Source organism: Methylomonas sp. MED-D (genome assembly GCF_050276835.1).
GTDB classification, from domain to species: domain Bacteria; phylum Pseudomonadota; class Gammaproteobacteria; order Methylococcales; family Methylomonadaceae; genus Methylomonas; species Methylomonas koyamae_A.
In genome coordinates this window covers 1,056,782-1,073,406 of sequence record NZ_CP189965.1, presented here as the reverse complement: position 1 = coordinate 1,073,406, position 16,625 = coordinate 1,056,782, and the positions used below count along the sequence as shown (strand labels likewise).

General features: G+C 52.9%; 17 protein-coding genes. 5 read left to right on the top strand and 12 right to left on the bottom strand.

Annotated features, from left to right (window positions below):
- Nucleotides 1-28: 28 nt before the first annotated feature.
- The 6 genes from ACQE3E_RS04745 to accA form a co-directional block, all read right to left on the bottom strand.
- The gene (locus ACQE3E_RS04745; protein ID WP_071154795.1) at nucleotides 29-1,222 is read right to left on the bottom strand and encodes a glycosyltransferase family 92 protein; all 1,194 of its coding nucleotides are present in this window, start codon (nucleotides 1,220-1,222) and stop codon (nucleotides 29-31) included.
- Between the two features lie 9 nt (nucleotides 1,223-1,231).
- Nucleotides 1,232-2,221, bottom strand: a complete 990-nt coding sequence (locus tag ACQE3E_RS04740; protein WP_082885668.1) for a nodulation protein NodZ — start codon at nucleotides 2,219-2,221, stop codon at nucleotides 1,232-1,234.
- A 71-nt stretch (nucleotides 2,222-2,292) separates the two neighbouring features.
- The gene (locus ACQE3E_RS04735; protein WP_071154794.1) at nucleotides 2,293-2,490 is read right to left on the bottom strand and encodes a hypothetical protein; all 198 of its coding nucleotides are present in this window, start codon (nucleotides 2,488-2,490) and stop codon (nucleotides 2,293-2,295) included.
- Nucleotide 2,491: 1 nt separating this feature from the next.
- Nucleotides 2,492-2,680 carry a hypothetical protein gene (locus tag ACQE3E_RS04730; RefSeq protein WP_064031036.1) on the bottom strand — a complete coding sequence of 63 codons (189 nt, stop codon included), beginning with the start codon at nucleotides 2,678-2,680 and terminating at the stop codon, nucleotides 2,492-2,494.
- Nucleotides 2,681-2,714: 34 nt separating this feature from the next.
- Nucleotides 2,715-4,034 carry a tRNA lysidine(34) synthetase TilS gene (gene tilS, locus ACQE3E_RS04725; protein ID WP_313728848.1) on the bottom strand — a complete coding sequence of 440 codons (1,320 nt, stop codon included), beginning with the start codon at nucleotides 4,032-4,034 and terminating at the stop codon, nucleotides 2,715-2,717.
- Nucleotides 4,035-4,103: 69 nt separating this feature from the next.
- Nucleotides 4,104-5,078, bottom strand: a complete 975-nt coding sequence (gene accA / locus ACQE3E_RS04720; protein WP_064031034.1) for an acetyl-CoA carboxylase carboxyl transferase subunit alpha — start codon at nucleotides 5,076-5,078, stop codon at nucleotides 4,104-4,106.
- Nucleotides 5,079-5,212: 134 nt separating this feature from the next.
- Between accA and ACQE3E_RS04715 the strand changes: the two genes are divergently transcribed.
- Nucleotides 5,213-6,538: a replication-associated recombination protein A gene (locus ACQE3E_RS04715; protein ID WP_313728849.1), complete on the top strand. Its 1,326-nt coding sequence runs from the start codon at nucleotides 5,213-5,215 to the stop codon at nucleotides 6,536-6,538.
- Between the two features lie 112 nt (nucleotides 6,539-6,650).
- Here the strand turns inward: ACQE3E_RS04715 and ACQE3E_RS04710 are convergent, their stop codons facing one another.
- Nucleotides 6,651-6,815 (bottom strand): hypothetical protein, encoded by a 165-nt coding sequence (locus tag ACQE3E_RS04710; protein WP_168031883.1) that lies wholly within the window; start codon nucleotides 6,813-6,815, stop codon nucleotides 6,651-6,653.
- 280 nt (nucleotides 6,816-7,095) lie between these two features.
- Between ACQE3E_RS04710 and ACQE3E_RS04705 the strand changes: the two genes are divergently transcribed.
- Nucleotides 7,096-7,743, top strand: a complete 648-nt coding sequence (locus ACQE3E_RS04705) for a DUF2959 domain-containing protein (RefSeq protein ID WP_313728851.1) — start codon at nucleotides 7,096-7,098, stop codon at nucleotides 7,741-7,743.
- Nucleotides 7,744-7,812: 69 nt separating this feature from the next.
- Here ACQE3E_RS04705 and ACQE3E_RS04700 read toward each other — a convergent pair whose 3' ends face one another.
- From ACQE3E_RS04700 to ACQE3E_RS04690, 3 genes are read right to left on the bottom strand one after another with little or no spacing between them, the layout of a single operon-like run.
- Nucleotides 7,813-8,517 (bottom strand): dinitrogenase iron-molybdenum cofactor biosynthesis protein, encoded by a 705-nt coding sequence (locus ACQE3E_RS04700; protein ID WP_064031032.1) that lies wholly within the window; start codon nucleotides 8,515-8,517, stop codon nucleotides 7,813-7,815.
- A 10-nt stretch (nucleotides 8,518-8,527) separates the two neighbouring features.
- Nucleotides 8,528-8,836 (bottom strand): rhodanese-like domain-containing protein, encoded by a 309-nt coding sequence (locus ACQE3E_RS04695; protein WP_064031031.1) that lies wholly within the window; start codon nucleotides 8,834-8,836, stop codon nucleotides 8,528-8,530.
- 33 nt (nucleotides 8,837-8,869) lie between these two features.
- Nucleotides 8,870-9,445 (bottom strand): hypothetical protein, encoded by a 576-nt coding sequence (locus ACQE3E_RS04690; protein WP_313728852.1) that lies wholly within the window; start codon nucleotides 9,443-9,445, stop codon nucleotides 8,870-8,872.
- A gap of 648 nt (nucleotides 9,446-10,093) precedes the next feature.
- Between ACQE3E_RS04690 and ACQE3E_RS04685 the strand changes: the two genes are divergently transcribed.
- Nucleotides 10,094-11,323, top strand: a complete 1,230-nt coding sequence (locus tag ACQE3E_RS04685) for a molybdenum ABC transporter ATP-binding protein (RefSeq protein WP_313728853.1) — start codon at nucleotides 10,094-10,096, stop codon at nucleotides 11,321-11,323.
- A 55-nt stretch (nucleotides 11,324-11,378) separates the two neighbouring features.
- On the opposite strand, the gene ACQE3E_RS04680 is transcribed toward ACQE3E_RS04685, so the two are convergent.
- Entirely contained in the window at nucleotides 11,379-12,668 is a 1,290-nt protein-coding gene (locus ACQE3E_RS04680) for a DEAD/DEAH box helicase (protein ID WP_313728854.1), read from the bottom strand.
- Nucleotides 12,669-12,819: 151 nt separating this feature from the next.
- Here ACQE3E_RS04680 and ACQE3E_RS04675 point away from each other — a divergent pair, with 151 nt between their 5' ends.
- Nucleotides 12,820-13,182, top strand: a complete 363-nt coding sequence (locus tag ACQE3E_RS04675; RefSeq protein WP_071155148.1) for a PilZ domain-containing protein — start codon at nucleotides 12,820-12,822, stop codon at nucleotides 13,180-13,182.
- Nucleotides 13,183-13,205: 23 nt separating this feature from the next.
- Here the strand turns inward: ACQE3E_RS04675 and rapA are convergent, their stop codons facing one another.
- Nucleotides 13,206-15,971 (bottom strand): RNA polymerase-associated protein RapA, encoded by a 2,766-nt coding sequence (rapA, locus tag ACQE3E_RS04670; protein WP_313728856.1) that lies wholly within the window; start codon nucleotides 15,969-15,971, stop codon nucleotides 13,206-13,208.
- 178 nt (nucleotides 15,972-16,149) lie between these two features.
- Here rapA and ACQE3E_RS04665 point away from each other — a divergent pair, with 178 nt between their 5' ends.
- Nucleotides 16,150-16,587 (top strand): NUDIX domain-containing protein, encoded by a 438-nt coding sequence (locus tag ACQE3E_RS04665; protein ID WP_064031026.1) that lies wholly within the window; start codon nucleotides 16,150-16,152, stop codon nucleotides 16,585-16,587.
- The last annotated feature ends 38 nt before the right edge of the window (nucleotides 16,588-16,625 follow it).

Below are 16,625 nucleotides of genomic sequence, written 5' to 3'. Positions count from 1 at the left end.
ACAAGATAAATATCAATTTATAGCACAACTATATTTTCCCAATATACTCTTCCACGGAGTCAACGTATTTTCTCATTCCTGTATCTTCCACGTCGTTATGGTCCGAATACCCCTTAAATTGACGCTTGGAACTAGTCGCATAATAATGATTAATCCGAAACATTTCGGGAGACACCACATCCATCCATGAATTTTCCTCACACGCCTTAACCCCATGAATAAACATTAGCTTCGTTAACTGAGGCCGGACAGCACATTTCTCTCGACCTAAGGACAAAACCTCCGGAGAACGTCGAATATAATTATTAATAATTAAACCCTTAGGAACCTGTTCAAATCCTGAATTTCCAAACCAGATCATCTTGAACTGCAACGCGGCTATATTTGGATGCTCTCGACTCTCTAAAAACTTCAAAAAATCTTGCTCGGCATTAACAGGATAGATAAACTCATCAACATCGATAAACAACATCCAATCGGAAAAACTACCGTATTTGTATAAACAATGGTGCATCTGTCCTCGCTGACAAAAACGCCAGCTATTATCGGGAGCACCGGACACGTAAGGATAATCCCAATCTATCAACGTCACAATTCCCTGGGCTATTAGAGGCGCCAACAAGTTACGTATCCGCCTTCTTTTTAAACTACGATTATCGTATATATAGAAATGACTTACGCCTATCATACGATAATATGCGATCCACTCAGGGATGAACCTATCTTCATCCTTCATCAACGTCGTCACACTTAGCTTATGCCGCGGCAATTCGACCGAATGATTCGAAAGCTGGAGAGAGTTAACGATTTGACTACCGTCCAACTTTAACGTAATCAAAACCACGGGCTTACTCCGAAAACCAGAGGGAATCAAATATTTAATGATTGAAACCTGATAAGCCTCCTTTTCATCGGCAAAATCCTCAACGACCTGCCCAATAACTTCGCAACCTGAGTCGAATACGCATATTAATCTACTCCAGTCGGCAACGCGGTCATATCTACCAATAGCTACCACGTAATTTTTATCGCCGGAAACGAATACATCGTAGATAGCGGGCTTACCAGAAATTTTAATCTCGTGGCGACCGCCAAAATTCGGCAACGTCAGTTTCTTAAAGTAAAAAACCCAAATTGGATAATTTAACTGAACGAAATTATACGCAACATCCAGACTGACTTTTTTTCCCAGCCTCTTCAATAGGCTTAGCAGGACTCTCATACAAGCTTCCTATTCAGTGAAATCAGGCAAGTAATGATCCAAGGAACGCTTCATTATCTCTACCTCAGGAAACCATAACGCATCTTCCAAAGGCTTGTTCAACAAAACCACCGGCACTTTTGGATTAAAAATCGACGCCCAAGCTGATAAAAATGACGACGACCGGATTAGTGCGTCGCATTTCGACAACAACAAAGAATTAACTAACGCATCGAATCCTTTCGAATAATTATCGCCGCCCCCATCGAGACTATGAATTGCCTTAATGCCATCGCTGCGAAAATGGTCCTGATGGCTCACCACAGCAATATCTGGAAATTTTTCCAGCATATATTGAATAAAACGACTTTCATCACTAGCGACAAATAGAACATCGACGCTGGGGTGATCCGCTAAAAAATTTCGAATCGTTTGTTCACAATACGCCCAAGCGACTTGTGGCGCCTCGACTACTTTATCGGTACCTCGAAAATGAACCCCCAAAACATACTTACCTGCAAAATGCTCGGCAACGAACGCTTCCACCTCGGCGGAAATCACCGGATTGAACTCAATATATTCACGGAAAATCTCGCCGGCTTGTTCCAAGCTCAAATCGTGAAAACACCAACCCGGCATCCGTAAATCTCTGATACGTCGAACCTTGGTAACCAACCAAGGCCTATACTCGGCTGCGAAACCGGCCGCTGACATTGCTCGATTAGAAAAATAATACTTAAACCAATCGCGCCCCAAAACCGGATCCGAATAATTCTTCGTAGTAAATTCTAAATAGGGTACTAAACCCTGCTTCTTACAGAAATGCAAAACAAACAGCGCCCAATTCAGAACCGCGAAAAACCCTAAATTGGAATTCACGATCTCAATTGCAAAAACGCCTCGATTTAACCGTTGAAAATGCCGATAAAAATATGGCGTCAGCTCTGAAGCTACCGCATCGAAAGCTTGGCCGGGCGTTTTAATTGCAGCAATTCTCCACCAAATATGCCTCAGATTCATAACATTTCACAACCTAATTTTAGAGAACCCAATATCTCGGGAATAAAAAGAAAATCAGAGCAAAATACCACCTAAAACCCCTGATCGACATCCTCCCGCAAACCAGGCCATCGACTGAATGCGAACACCCAAATCATGATGATATTCAAGACCGGCACCAATAATGCGATGACCCAACGTCCATCAAAGCCGGCTTTCCGCAGTATTCGAAATCCCAACCACAAACAAAACAAGATATAGACGGGCAACAAAATGAAAAACAACGCCATCTCAACCTCCCCGCCGCGCGTTTGGCCATTCCGCGAAGGCCAACTGGATGAATACGATTAATAAACCGAACACCGGAATAAAAACCAGTCCAGCCCAAAGCGGATTCAACCCCACTTTTTTATAGATTACGATAGTGGGAATGGCGATCATCATGCCGACGATCGCCGACTGCAAAACTTCGGCAAACATCTCATTTCTCCGACTAGGGTTTATCCATTCATCATCACACGCTTTGTCGAAACTGCCAAGACACTCGGTAGCAAGGTTCGTTTTTCGAACCGCTGACCCACTCGTCCACCCAAAGGCCAGCCACCGCCGCCAAGCGGCCATCCAGATATATCAACGGCCTCCACTCCCGTTCCCACGGAGGGGTGCCGGCTGCCTGATAGAGCTTTTTCAAACTATGCCGGCCGCCCCTCCCCGGCAACTTCAACTTTTCGCCGCCGCGCCGGAACCTCACCGTGACACTAGCCCGATCCCAAAGCGCTTGAGCGATGCCGTCAACGGAAACTTCCTTGCTCAAGCGACAACCGCCGCCCAATTCGATCTGCTGGGCATTGTCAGGCCAAACCACTTCGCCGTGCGTGCGAACAGCCGGATGGGCCGGCACGCAAACTAAGCGCTTGCGGTATCTTCGAATCAGCGCGCCCTGATAACATAATTGCGGGTTCGCATCGCCACGCGCATCGACGACCTGCGCCAGAATCGCTTCAGTTATGGCTCGGCTCGGCGGCCGGAGGCCGTTGCGAGCTAACCATTGCCGAATCAGCAAGCGACGGCGACTTGCCGCAACCGGCAGTTGGTCGATCGCCAGCTCGCCCCTGTCCAAACCGGATACGGCGGCCAATTGTGCTTCGGCCCACTCGTCCAGGCATTCCGCAGCCTCTCCACACAGCTCGGCCGACCGCGCCACCGTTTTATCCAGCCCAGGCCAGCGTTGTTTCAGTAGCGGTAGAACTTGGTTTCGCAGAAAATTCCGGTCGAAATCATTCGTGGCATTGCTCGGATCCTCTATCCAAACCAAGCCTTGCTGGCGCGCGTAGACCAATACCTCGGCCTTGCCCACTTTCAACAGCGGCCTGACCAAAGACCCTCGGCCCAGCGGCGATATCCGAGGCATCGCCGCCAATCCAGCCACGCCAGCTCCGCGAAATAGTTGCAGCAACACCGTTTCCAGTTGATCCTCGCGGTGCTGAGCCGCCAGCACCACATCGTCGCGGTCCAGCAAATCGGCTAGCGCGGCGTATCGAGCGCGACGAGCAGCCGCCTCCGGACTTTCACCCGGCGCAGCCGAGGCGTCGACAGTCAGCAGCAAGAACTCGACACCCAACGCTTCGCATTGCCGACGACAATGGGTGCCCCAGGCCGTCGACTTCGCTTGCAAGCGGTGGTCGACGTAGACCCCGCACAGCTTGGCTTGCCAATCCGGTTGCCGTGCGCACAGGTGCAATAGTACGTGCGAGTCCACGCCACCACTGTATGCGACATACAAACGCCCAACCCGCTCCGGCAGCGCGGAACTCACTGCCTGAAAGCTCAGCATAAGGCAACGCTCCAAAAAAAAGGCCGAGAGAAATCGGCCTTTTCTACGCTGATGTTCCGGACAAAGGAATTATTTGGCCGGCTCTTCAATGAACGAGCCGAAACGCATGATACGTTGATAACGTTTCTCCAACAGTTTGTCCATGTCGCCAGCTTCCGCCTGCAATTCACCCAAATGCCTGAGCAAGGCTTCCTGCAAATTGGCGGCGATCTTGGCGAAATTGCGGTGACCGCCACCGACCGGCTCGCGGATGACTTCGTCCAAAAAGCCTTGTTCGCGCACGCGGTCGGAGGTTATGCCCATGGCCTCGGCAGCCAACTGGGCCTTGTCGGCGCTTTTCCATAAAATAGACGCACAACCTTCCGGCGAAATTACCGCGTAAGTACTGTATTCCAACATTAGCAAACGGTCGCCCACCCCAATAGCCAACGCGCCACCGGAGCCGCCTTCACCGATCACGGTACAGATAATCGGTGTCCGCAATTTGGACATTTCGAACAAGTTACGGGCAATCGCTTCGCTCTGACCGCGCTCTTCCGCGCCAATGCCAGGATAGGCGCCGGGAGTATCGATCAGACAAATGACCGGCAACTGAAAGCGCTCGGCCATTTTCATGACGCGCAAGGCCTTCCGATAACCTTCCGGCCGCGGCATTCCGAAGTTTCTGTAAATTTTTTCCTTAGTGTCTCGACCTTTTTGATGACCGATCACGACGACCGGCCGACCCTCCAAGCGCGCTAAGCCGCAAACGATGGCCGGGTCGTCCGCGAATGCGCGATCGCCATGCAACTCATGGAATTCGGTGAAAATTAACGAGATATAATCCAGCGTGTAGGGCCGTCCCGGATGGCGCGACAATTGGGAAATCTGCCAGTCGGACAAGTCGCTGAAAATACTCTCGGTCAGGCTCTCGCATTTCTGCTCCAACTGCTTCAGCGTCTCGGAAATATCGAAGTTGTTGTCTAGCTCGACTTTGCGCAGCTCTTCAATCTTGGCTTGCAGTTCGGCAATCGGCTGTTCAAAATCAAGAAATTTTAAATCCATGGCTTTCGGGAGCGGAATCTCTAAAATGGCCGGCAATTCTATTAAAAAAAGCCGATATTGCCTATCTATTTCGGCCGCGGTTTCGCTTAGCGTGCGACCGCTCCCCTATGGTCACCGTCACGCTTATGTCATTCATGAATAGCAAATACTCCGGTCCTCGCGACGCCTATATGCCGCTAGCCGCCAAAATGCGACCAAGCAGCCTTGATGAATTTATCGGCCAACAACACCTCCTGGCAAAAGGCAAATCGCTGCGGGCAGCTATCGACAACGGCGTATTGCATTCGCTGGTATTTTGGGGACCGCCGGGAGTCGGCAAAACCACGCTGGCCAAGATTATCGCCGGCATGACCCATAGCCATATCATCGAGTTGTCGGCGGTGATGGCCGGTGTCAAGGAGATTCGCGCCGCCGTGGGCGAGGCTGAAGAAATCAAGGCTCGACAGGGCTTGAATACCATCGTATTCATCGACGAAATTCACCGTTTTTCGAAGAGTCAGCAGGACTCGTTGCTGGCGCCCATCGAAAGTGGCGCAATCGTGCTGTTCGGCGCCACCACCGAGAATCCGTCGTTCGAGCTGAACAACGCGCTGCTGTCGCGCTTGCGAGTCTACGTACTGCTCAGCCTCGATACCGACGCGCTGATCGAACTGCTGGAGTGTGCGCTAAGAGATAAACAGCGCGGCTTGGGTCTGCGGCCGATCGAGATAGACCGCGAAACTCTGACGATGATCGCCAAGGCCGCCGATGGTGACGCCCGACGAAGTCTGAATATTCTGCAAATTGCCGCCGACCTAGCCGAGACCGCGGACGGACGAGAAGTCGTTAAGCCTGGAATGATCGACGAAGTCCTGCAAGGCCACGCAAACCGCTTCGACAAGCGCGGCGATATTTTTTACGATCAAATCTCCGCTTTGCACAAATCAGTGCGCGGCACCGATCCTGATGCGGCATTGTATTGGTTTGCCCGGATGCTGGACGGTGGTTGCGACCCGCTTTACATTGCCCGACGCGTGATTCGAATGGCCGCCGAAGACATCGGCAACGCCGATCCGCGCGGCTTACAACTCGCGCTAAACGCTACCGAGGCCTACGAAAGACTGGGCAGCCCTGAAGGCGAGCTGGCTTTGGCGCAAGCGGTAACCTATCTTGCGTGCGCACCGAAAAGCAACGCCGTCTACACGGCCTACAAGGCGGCAATGATCGATGCCAAAAAAAGCAGCTCGCTGGAAGTTCCAATGCATCTACGAAACGCACCGACCGGTCTGATGCGGGATTTAGGCTATGGCGCCGAATATCGCTACGCACACGACGAAGATCAAGCATTCGCCGCTGGCGAAAATTATTTCCCCGACGCCTTACAAAACCGCCGTTATTACTTTCCGGTCGAACGCGGGTTGGAAAGTAAAATTAAAGAAAAGCTTAACTTCCTGCGCGGCTTACCGGCCAAAAAAACCTGATGCGATCAAATTTCGAAGGCGTAAAAAAAAGCCTCGCAACCCTGGGGATTGCGAGGCCGTGGAAACAAACGAACGATGGATGCTTCGTTTGCGAATCTCCGCCAATGGAGAATCAGACAGACTGCTTAACCGGATAAGTGGGTTCGGCCGCGATATTACTCATTAAAGCCGCTACACCGAACATTAAAGTCGAAAGAATAAACTCGCCGGAAATAAATCCGACAATACCGGTAAATGAAATAACCCCTATCATTAAATCTTTTTTAAATTCGTTCATGACAACCTCCGCGACATTTGATAAGAAACAGCTTTAATAAATCCACCCACCAAAGTCATCGCTATTCGACTTGGCGGCGTCGGGACTAAGTAAAAGCCAGTTCTTGATCAAATGCCAACCTCAGTGACCGACTATTGGAGGAATATCGCACTCTTTGTCGAAAAATTCGCGACTGGTTGGCAATCCGCCAGTATTGTCGAAGCCGATTTCCGGGCTAGCCTTAGCCGGAAACTGGCTTTACACTGCGGCAATTTTCCCCTTAACCTCTCCTGGTGACCCAATGAAAAGTCGCTTACATTGCACCCTTGTACTGATTGCACTGACCGCTACCGCTTGCTCGAAAGCCTATTACGGCGGCCTGGAAAAACTGGGCATTCCTAAGCGGGAAGTCATGGTACATCGGGTCGAAAAAGCCCGCGAGACCCAGGAGGAAACCAAGCAACAATTCAAATCGGCACTGGAACAGTTCACCGTATTGACCAATTTTCAGGGTGGCGACCTGGAATCAACCTACCGGAAACTAAACGACGAGTATGATGCCAGCGTGCGGAAGGCGGATGAAATTCACAAACGCATCGCCGATATCGAGGACGTTTCGGAAGCGTTGTTTGCCGAATGGGAAGCCGAACTTAGGGAATACACCAACGCCTCGCTCAGACAAACCAGCAGCAAAAAACTGACCGTAACGAAAACCCAGTACCGGCAATTGCTGACAGCAATGCGCAAAGCGGAGTCCAAACTGGAGCCGGTACTGAATGTCTTCAAAGACCAAGTCTTGTTTCTAAAGCACAATTTAAATGCTCAGGCCATCGCTTCGCTAAAAGGCCAGCTCGATAGCGTGAAATCGGATGTTTCCGCGCTAGTCCTTGAAATGGAAAAATCGATCAACGAAGCGGATAGCTTTATCGCGACCATGGAAAAGTCTTGAAGACTCCGGACTAAGTCCGGTTAGACCGAACAACCGGAGCACACCGAAATTGTGTACTCCGGCCCTCATTCAATCTTGGTGAGCGAAGCGCTTGCGCTCCTCGGCACTCTTACCCAATGCCTTGGCCATCCACGGCGGCGGCGCGTCAAACACTTTCTGAAACTCGCGCAACTGTGCTTCAGCTTCGATCACGTCCGGGATCTTGATCGGATAAATATCGGCTCGAATCACTTTCGCGGCGGCCGGTCCACCGATAGACTGCACGAATAACACATGGCAGTCCTTGATCAACTCGGCCCGGAACAGGTTTTTATCGTCGGCGGTATCGGCTTCCACCGTAGAGCGGATATCCACCAATCGCATGGCGTCCTTGGACAATTGATACACCAAAAACCGGATGCACGAGCCGAAATGCCCGTTCAACGACTGCCCGCTGTTGGATGCGATCGCGACCCGGATCGATTCCGGCATGTCGCCTTCCTTGTAGGGGAGGATTTCCGGCAAGCCCTCGTCACCGTCTTCCTCGCCCCATAGATAACGCACTGCCAATTTGATGTTGGCCAATCCAATGTCGATATCCTCGCCATCTTCCTCGCCGTCGTGGCTGCCAATCCCGGTTTTCAAATTGGTGACGGTAATGGTTTTCAGGCGTTCGTCGGTCAACGGCGAACCGACTTTTTCGTGCAGAATTCCAATCAGCGACGCCACATCCACGCCGGGCAACACTCTTGACGCCAACGCAATGCGGAGCGCGATATCTCTTGATAATTCCATAGCGTTACCCCTAAAGTTTGTGCTGTTCTTTCCAGTCGGCGTAACCGCCGGCCATGCTGTATACCTGCTGAAAACCGAAATCTCCGAACATTTCCGCCATATGCTCGCTGGCATGGCCGTAATAGCAATAAATCAGCATGGGCTTGGACTTATCGGCTTTTCTGATCAAGGTGTCGCGCAACTGTTCGTGTACGTGCATCGCATTGTCGATATGTCCTGCCTTATAGTCCTTAAGGTCCCGGCAATCCAAGATCATCGGCTGCTGTTCGGCGATCAAGGCTTCGGATTCGGCCACCGTAAGCGTCTTAAAGTTTTTCATAAGTCCTCACCCCCGTTTCGCTTCGCCGACCCGTTACACCGGACCGTAGCTTGCTTCGCGTTTAACTTCGATGGTTTTAGTCAACGCCGCTTCGTAGCTCAACGTTTCGCCTTTAAATTTAAAGCTTTTTGCCGCGTCGTACACGGTGATGACTTTGTCTTCGGCGGACTGGCCTTTCAAGTCTGCTTTCTCGATGTACAGAAATTCCATCGTTTCGTTCCAGACCATGCCCTCACTGTACGGCAACAATTTGAATGTATAACCTTCCAATTCGACAACCATTGGAGCGGCGATGTTTTCGACGTAAATCAAAGCCAAGGTATCGGCGGTCAAACCGGCTTTATATTTCTCGACGAATAGTGCAAGGGACTCCAACTGATAGACCATACCGTTTAAAAACAAGATCTTGTCGCTATCGGCCAGCATCGCCGCTTGCTGGATCAATAATTTGGGCGGGTTACGGTCGTTGGGATTGGTCGCGCCTTCGCGCATGGCACCTTCGATCAGCACTAAGTCGCCGCGCCAAGCAGTCAGACCCGCAGTGCTGGTTTTGCCCAATACCGTAGAAATGGTCAATAGGCCTTGGCTGTTGTAACTGTCGAGTAACATCGGAAACATCTCCTAATAGATAAAAAATTCGGTTCAATTTAATTAAGCAAGAGCCTTGCCAGCCAAGCATACCCTTATCGCAACTGGGGCTATTCACGAATTGGGGTCATTCCGGCTTATCGGAAAACCCCGATTTGCCGACAGCGACCGCCAACAATGTCGCAAACACTACAAATTCCACGCGATTTTTCGGTTCGCCGTTGTAGGCTTTAACACTATTTTGCAGCGCCCCTACCGAATCGATATACTCAAATATAATTAACGAACTACCTCGCCAAACACACTACCCCAATTCGCTAATGCCCTACCGCGCTCGTCCACGGCCAGAGCCATGGCCCAAAAACTGCTTGTAAATACGTGGATTATGCCCATCAAGCAAAGTGCGACAACTTTCAGTCAAATCGCCACTATCGCACTCGATCAGCGTTAGTCCCGAACCGTTTCACGAACAATCACGTCTTTCGATATATATAATATGATATACCGAATATCCGCTTCGTTTGTTACTGAAACACCTGTTCCGGCCAAGCTGTCAAAGAAAACCTGCCGACAAGCGCGATCTTTAAGTCGGGGCGTTGACGATAGCGTTCGCCGGTTAACCCTGGCTCTTCGAGAGCAACGATCACCCACCAAACTAGCGAGGCCACCATGTTGTTAGAAATGAACGTCAAATTGCGCAGAGGCCATTTCGACCTGACCACATCGCTGGCGATCAATGACAACAGCATGGGCCTGCTCGGGAAATCCGGCGCCGGCAAAAGCACCTTGCTGGGCTTGATCGCAGGCGCCATTCAGCCGCATAGCGGCTACATTCTGGTCGACGGCAAGATCTTGTTCGACAGTCGCAAGGGTATCGTCATGCCGCGCGAACAACGTCCGGTAGGCGCCGTACTACAACTGGATTGCGCCGATCCGTCCGAAACCGTCCGCGAAAACTTGAACGCCACCCGCGAGCGCACGCTGAGGCATCGGAGAAACTTCAAGCTACCGTTCTTGATCGAGTTACTCGAATTGGGCAGTCTGCTCGACCAACCCTTACCGCTGCTTTCAGCCGGGGAAAGGCAACGGGTGGCCTTGGCCCGGTCGCTGGTGAAGTCGCCGCGCTTGCTCCTGCTGGACGACACCTTTGCGACGATAGGCCACGACTACCGGCCGCTGCTATTGGCACTGCTCAAGCGCGCTCAAATCGAACTCAACCTGCCCGCACTCTACGCCAGTCAATCCTTAGGGGAAATCCTCGACTTGACCGACCAATTGATCGTGCTGGATCAGGGGAAGGTGACGCGTAGCGGCTCATTACCGGAAATCGCCAAGGGACAAGGCATGCTTCGCTATCTGGGCATGCGTCAGATAGACAATTTGCTGCCAGTCACCATACGTCATCACGACCATTCCGCCGGCCACACCCAGGCAGACAGTTTCGGGCTGCCGTTGGCGCTGCCGCTGAGGCCGCAATTGGCTCCGGGCAGCGGGACCCAGGTATCGATCCGCGCCAACGACATCGCGCTGTCGCGCGGCTACTTAAGCGGCATTTCGATCCAGAACCAGATCAAGGGCCGCATCTGCGCGCTTATTCCCAGCGGAGAGAGCTTAATTGTGCAAATCGATTGCGGCGGCGCGTTGCTGGCCGAAATTACCCACGGCGCGGCCCGCGATATGGCTCTACAGGAAGGCGATACGGTTTATTGCTTGATCAAGACCCATTCGATCGCTTATCTGCGCGAACTTCAAACTCAGTCATACCAACGCGTGATTAGCGTAGGTCCGGATCACTATCACTTACTTGAAACCGCGCCCACAGCCCACGGCTTCCACCACGCTATCGCAAATAGCGCCGTCGAAATCAAGCAAGTAACCGAGCGAATCATTCAGGCCTAAGCACAACTAAATCCTATACATCTGTTGTAGCCTATCCACTAAGCGACGGGCCCACTCATCGCCCGCGCGCGCCACCGGCAGCGGCTCGAGGCGGCCGGCCGCCCCGAGCACGTTCGCCCGGACGGTCGCCGGGCCGAGCTTGCGACCGAGGTTTAGCCGCTGCCTTAGGCTTGGCCTTGGACTGAGACTTGGCGGAAACCGGTTCCAGCGACACTTTTTCGTAGCCTGTATCGGCAACCCGCGGAATCGACTTTTTCAGGAGTTTTTCGATTGCCGCCAACAATTGCGCTTCTTCAGCATCGACCAACGAGATTGCCTGCCCTTCCGCGCCGGCCCGGCCAGTGCGTCCGATGCGATGCACATAGTCCTCGGCGACTTGCGGTAGATCGTAATTGACAACATGCGGCAACTGGTCGATATCAAGCCCGCGTGCGGCGATGTCGGTCGCCACCAGTGCCGTGATCGCACCGCTTTTAAAATCGTCCAGCGCGCGGGTCCTGGCTCCCTGGCTCTTGTCGCCGTGCAAGGCCGCGCAGCGTATGCCATCCTTGATCAGCTGCTTGCACAAGCGATCCGCGCCGTGCTTGGTACGCACGAAAACCAGCACCTGCTGCCACCGGCCGTCGCCGATCAGATGCGCCAGCAATTCGCGCTTGGACTCGCGCTTGATACCGTAGACCAACTGCGACACGGTTTCCGCCGCCGAATTGCGTTTGGCAACGGCAATCTCGACCGGGTCGCTCAACAATTGTTCAGCCAGCGTGCTGATCTCCGGCGAATACGTTGCCGAAAACAACAGATTCTGGCGCCGTGCCGGCAATAATTGGATAATTTTGCGGATGTCGCGGATAAACCCCATATCCAGCATCCGGTCGGCTTCGTCGAGCACGAAATACTCGATTTGCGACAGGTCCGCATAGCCTTGCTGGATCAAATCCAACAAGCGGCCGGGAGTCGCAACCACGATATCGGTTCCGCGCTGCAATTTTTGGATTTGCGGCTTGCTGCTGACGCCCCCGAAAATCGCTTCCGCAAAAAACGGCAGATGCTTACCGTAAGAGCAAACGCTCTCGTAGACCTGCAGCGCCAGTTCGCGGGTCGGCGTTAGGATCAACACCCGAATAGGTCGGGGCTTTTTCCTCACAGGCGCTTGTTGCAGCAATTGCAACAAAGGCAGTGTAAAGCCCGCGGTTTTGCCGGTGCCGGTCTGAGCACCGGCCAGCACGTCCCGCCCCTGCAATATCACCGGGATCGCTTGCTCCTGAATCGGAGTAGGCGTTTCGTAACCTTGTTCGGCAACGGCTCTAAGAATTTGCTCGGAAAGACCGAGTTCTGAAAATAGCATGGATTAACCTTATGTTGTTTCCGTCATATAATTCGGGAAAATTTGGAAAAAATTCGGGACATGACAACCGTGTCCAAAATACGGCTATATTTATTCTGAAATTTTATGACCCGAGGAAGGACGCCCTTCATCATTCCGCAGGAGCCAAACGATGAAACCCGAGAAGCGCAATCACCTTAGAGTAAGACCTAGAGGCCTGCAGGCAGGTATCGTTTTCAACCCCACGACAGCCAAGGAGCTGGCGTTCGAGGCCGATATCCTCGATATTAGCTACAGCGGCATTCGCGTCCGGCTTCGCAAGCCGCTGGCGGACGATATAGTCGGCAAAATCAAGATCACGATGATATTGCCGGAATCCGGCACGCCGTTCAGCGTGCACGGCGTTATCAAGCATCAGCACAGCGAATCCGAATGCGGCCTGCATTACATCGACCACGTCGAAGGGTCGATAGACGATCTGATGTTCGAGTGCGTCGAACTTGACGAAAGTACCGTGTTGATCAAAACCAATTAAAACACCGTCCGGCGCGATCCGGCTCAAGCGGTAATCACGAAACGAACCGCATCCAGACGCAATTGCGCGTCCTGTATGCTCTCGTGCGATAACATCGTCATTTCCTTGAGTTGTTCGATCTCGGCATCCTTGATCGCCGGATTGACTTTTTTCAGCCTGACCATCCGCTTGATTTCACCGGTCAATGCCGCCACCATTCGATTGGTGGCTTCGCCAATCAATTGCTGGGCCTTGCCGCCAGCGGCTTGTTCCGCTACTTTGATCATCTCCTGAATATGCTGGCGTTGGCTATTCAAAAACTGACTGATTTGGGCCTTCTCGAACTTATCGCCGGTTTCGATCAGACTGTCATGGCTGACCGACGCCGTTAGATCCATCTTGTTTTGGTCTATCAACACCCGAATCGGCGTATGCGGCAAAAACCGGCCAATTTGCAGTTCGGCCGGCGCACTACACTCGAGTACGAACAGCAATTCCAACAAAAATTGGCCGGCCTTCAATTGTGCATGCCTGACCACGCTGACCGCGGCATTGCCCGTCTCGCTAGACAACACCAAATCCATCGCCGCCAAAACCATCGGATGTTCGGCGGTCAGAAACAACATGTCCTCGCGCGCCAACGCAATATCCCGAGCCACCGTTACGGTCAAGCCGTCGTCCTGCAACATCGGAAAATGCGAAATGCGCAGATTTTCGCTGGGCCGCAGGATATGGCAAGCCTTGGAGTGGTACTCGACGTCGACGCCGTAGCAATCGAAAATATCCTCCAGATAAGGCCACAAACTGCCATCGGATTCGCTGGCGTGAATGGCTTCGACCAATTGCCGAGCAGGCTCCGGACGGCAGGAGTTCAGTTCCAGCAACAAATCGCGGCCCTTCTGCAATTCCGCTTCGAGGCGCGCATTCAGCTGGCGAGTTTCTTCTATCAACACTTCAACCGCTGCTCGCTCGCGACTGGCCAACGCCGCCGACAACGGCCCACTCAAGGCTTTGGCCACCTGCGACGCCGCCGAAACGTTATGTCGAAACGCGTCCAAACCTTCGTCGAACCAGCGAAACAACACCTCGCGCGAACTGCCGACCAGGTAGGGAATGTGGATCTGTATCACATGCTTTTGGCCGATCCTATCCAATCGGCCGATACGCTGTTGCAGCAAATCGGGGTTTTCCGGCAAATCGAACAGAAACAGATGCCGCACGAATTGAAAGTTGCGCCCCTCGCTGCCGATCTCCGAACACAACAGAACCTGCGCCCGACTGTCTTCATCGGCAAAGAATGCCGCCGCTCGGTCCCGCTCAACGATACTCATGCCCTCGTGAAATACCGCCGCGGTATGTCCCACGTGATGTCGCAGTATTTGCTCCAGCTGGATCACGGTGTCGGCTCGCCGGCAAATCAGCAACGCCTTCTCGTCGCCGAGGGTCTTCAAGGTGTCAATCAGCCAAAACAGATAGGGACTGTCGGCGAGTTCGGCGGTGTCCTCGCCGAGAATCGGATAACCATGGCGTTCCCGGTCCGGAAAACCTTTGACCGTATGTCGGGAGTTTCTGAACAAGATCCGACCCGTGCCGTGGTGATCCAACAGCAACTTGATCAATTCCTCGCGCGCGCCGACATTACTGTCGTTGACTTGCTTCAGCCATGCTTCGGCATTGTCGTGTTTCAACAACTCGCCTAACTCGACTTGCTCTGCCTCGTTTAACGGCTCACCGGAAATCAGCCGATTCGCCAACTGCGCCACCGGCTCGAATTGCTTTTCGTCTTGCAGATATTGCGCAAAGCTGTAGAAGCGATCGGGATCGAGCAATCTCAAGCGGGCGAAATGACTCTCCTTGCCCAATTGCTCCGGCGTGGCGGTCAACAACACCAAGCCCGGCACCGCTTGCGCCAACTGCTCGACGAAACGGTACTCGACGCTGGGGGCGGTCTCGCTCCATTCCAAATGATGGGCCTCGTCGACGACGACCATATCCCAGCCGGCCGCCAACGCTTGTGGCTGGCGAACGGGAAAGTCAGCAAAAAACTGTTGGCTGCACAGTATCAATTGCTCGTTTTGAAACGGATTGCCGTCGTCGTTGAACGACATGCAACGGGTTTCGTCGAACAGGCTGAAACGCAGATTGAAGCGCCGCAACATTTCAACCAACCATTGGTACATCAGGCTTTCGGGCACCAAAATCAAAACTCGTTCGCTCAAGCCGTTAATCAGACGGTGTTGAATGATCAAGCCGGCTTCTATGGTTTTCCCTAAACCGACTTCATCCGCCAGCATAATGCGCGGCGCGGCGCGGTTAGCGGCCTGATGCGCGATATACAATTGATGGGGAATCAGCGCGGCGCGCGCGCCTTGCAGCCCCTTGACCGCCGACTGTTGATGGCGTTGCTGGCGCCGCCAGGTTTCGTAGCGCAGCAAATACCAGGCGGTCGGGTCGAACTGGCCGGTGAACAATCGATCTTGCGGCTTGTTGAATTGAATATGGTGGTTGAGTTCCATCTCGTCAATTTGCTGCAATCCGCCGTCTTCGTCGACACCGATATAGGTCAACAGCCCGGCGTGCTCGTCCACTTGCTGTACGCTGATCTTGACGTATTCCACCGATTCGACGGTATCGCCTTCCGCGAACCTGACCCGCGTCAGCGGAGCGTTATCGCGCGCGTAAACCCGCCGATCGCCGGTCGCCAGGAAAAGCACCGTGACGCGATTGTATTCGGCTTCCAATACCATGCCTAAGCCGAGCTCAGATTCGGTGTTGCTAATCCAGCGTTGGCCGGGAATAAATTCGTTCATTGATTTAGTTGTCTGTCTGTTATGCCGACCGTACGACCATCGCCGATAGCCTCTGGTCTTTCCACTTTACGTCCGGTATCGGTATCGATCCAACGACTCCGTCGGCTTCCGAAAAATGGGGAAAACATGGTTAAATCCGCCCAACAAGCTCCCCCTCACTCGAAAACAGGACACTGTGATGCCCAAACCGATTACGCCTTTGATTGCAGCCGATATTCTGATCGAACTGATCGACCACCCGCAGCGCCCCTTCGTGTTGATCGAACGCAAATACCCGCCTTACGGCTGGGCTGTGCCGGGTGGCTTTGTCGATGTCGGTGAAACGGTTGAACATGCCGCGGTTAGGGAAGCAGCGGAGGAAACCGGTCTTGACGTTCGTCTGACTGCATTGCTGGGCATTTATTCCAATCCGCAACGCGATCCGCGCAACCACACCGCGACGGCGGTTTACATCGCGGAAGCTCACGGCTCGCCAACAGCGGCCGACGACGCCAAGAATTGCGGTTTGTTTACCTTTGACAATTTGCCGCCGGTTTTGGCCTTCGATCACGCATTGGTCATAGCCGACTACCGTCATTATAAACTGACCGGAGAAATAGCGCCGCTAAGAATATAAGTGGACGCTGATTCGAGTGCGTGGCCCGCAGGGCGCGT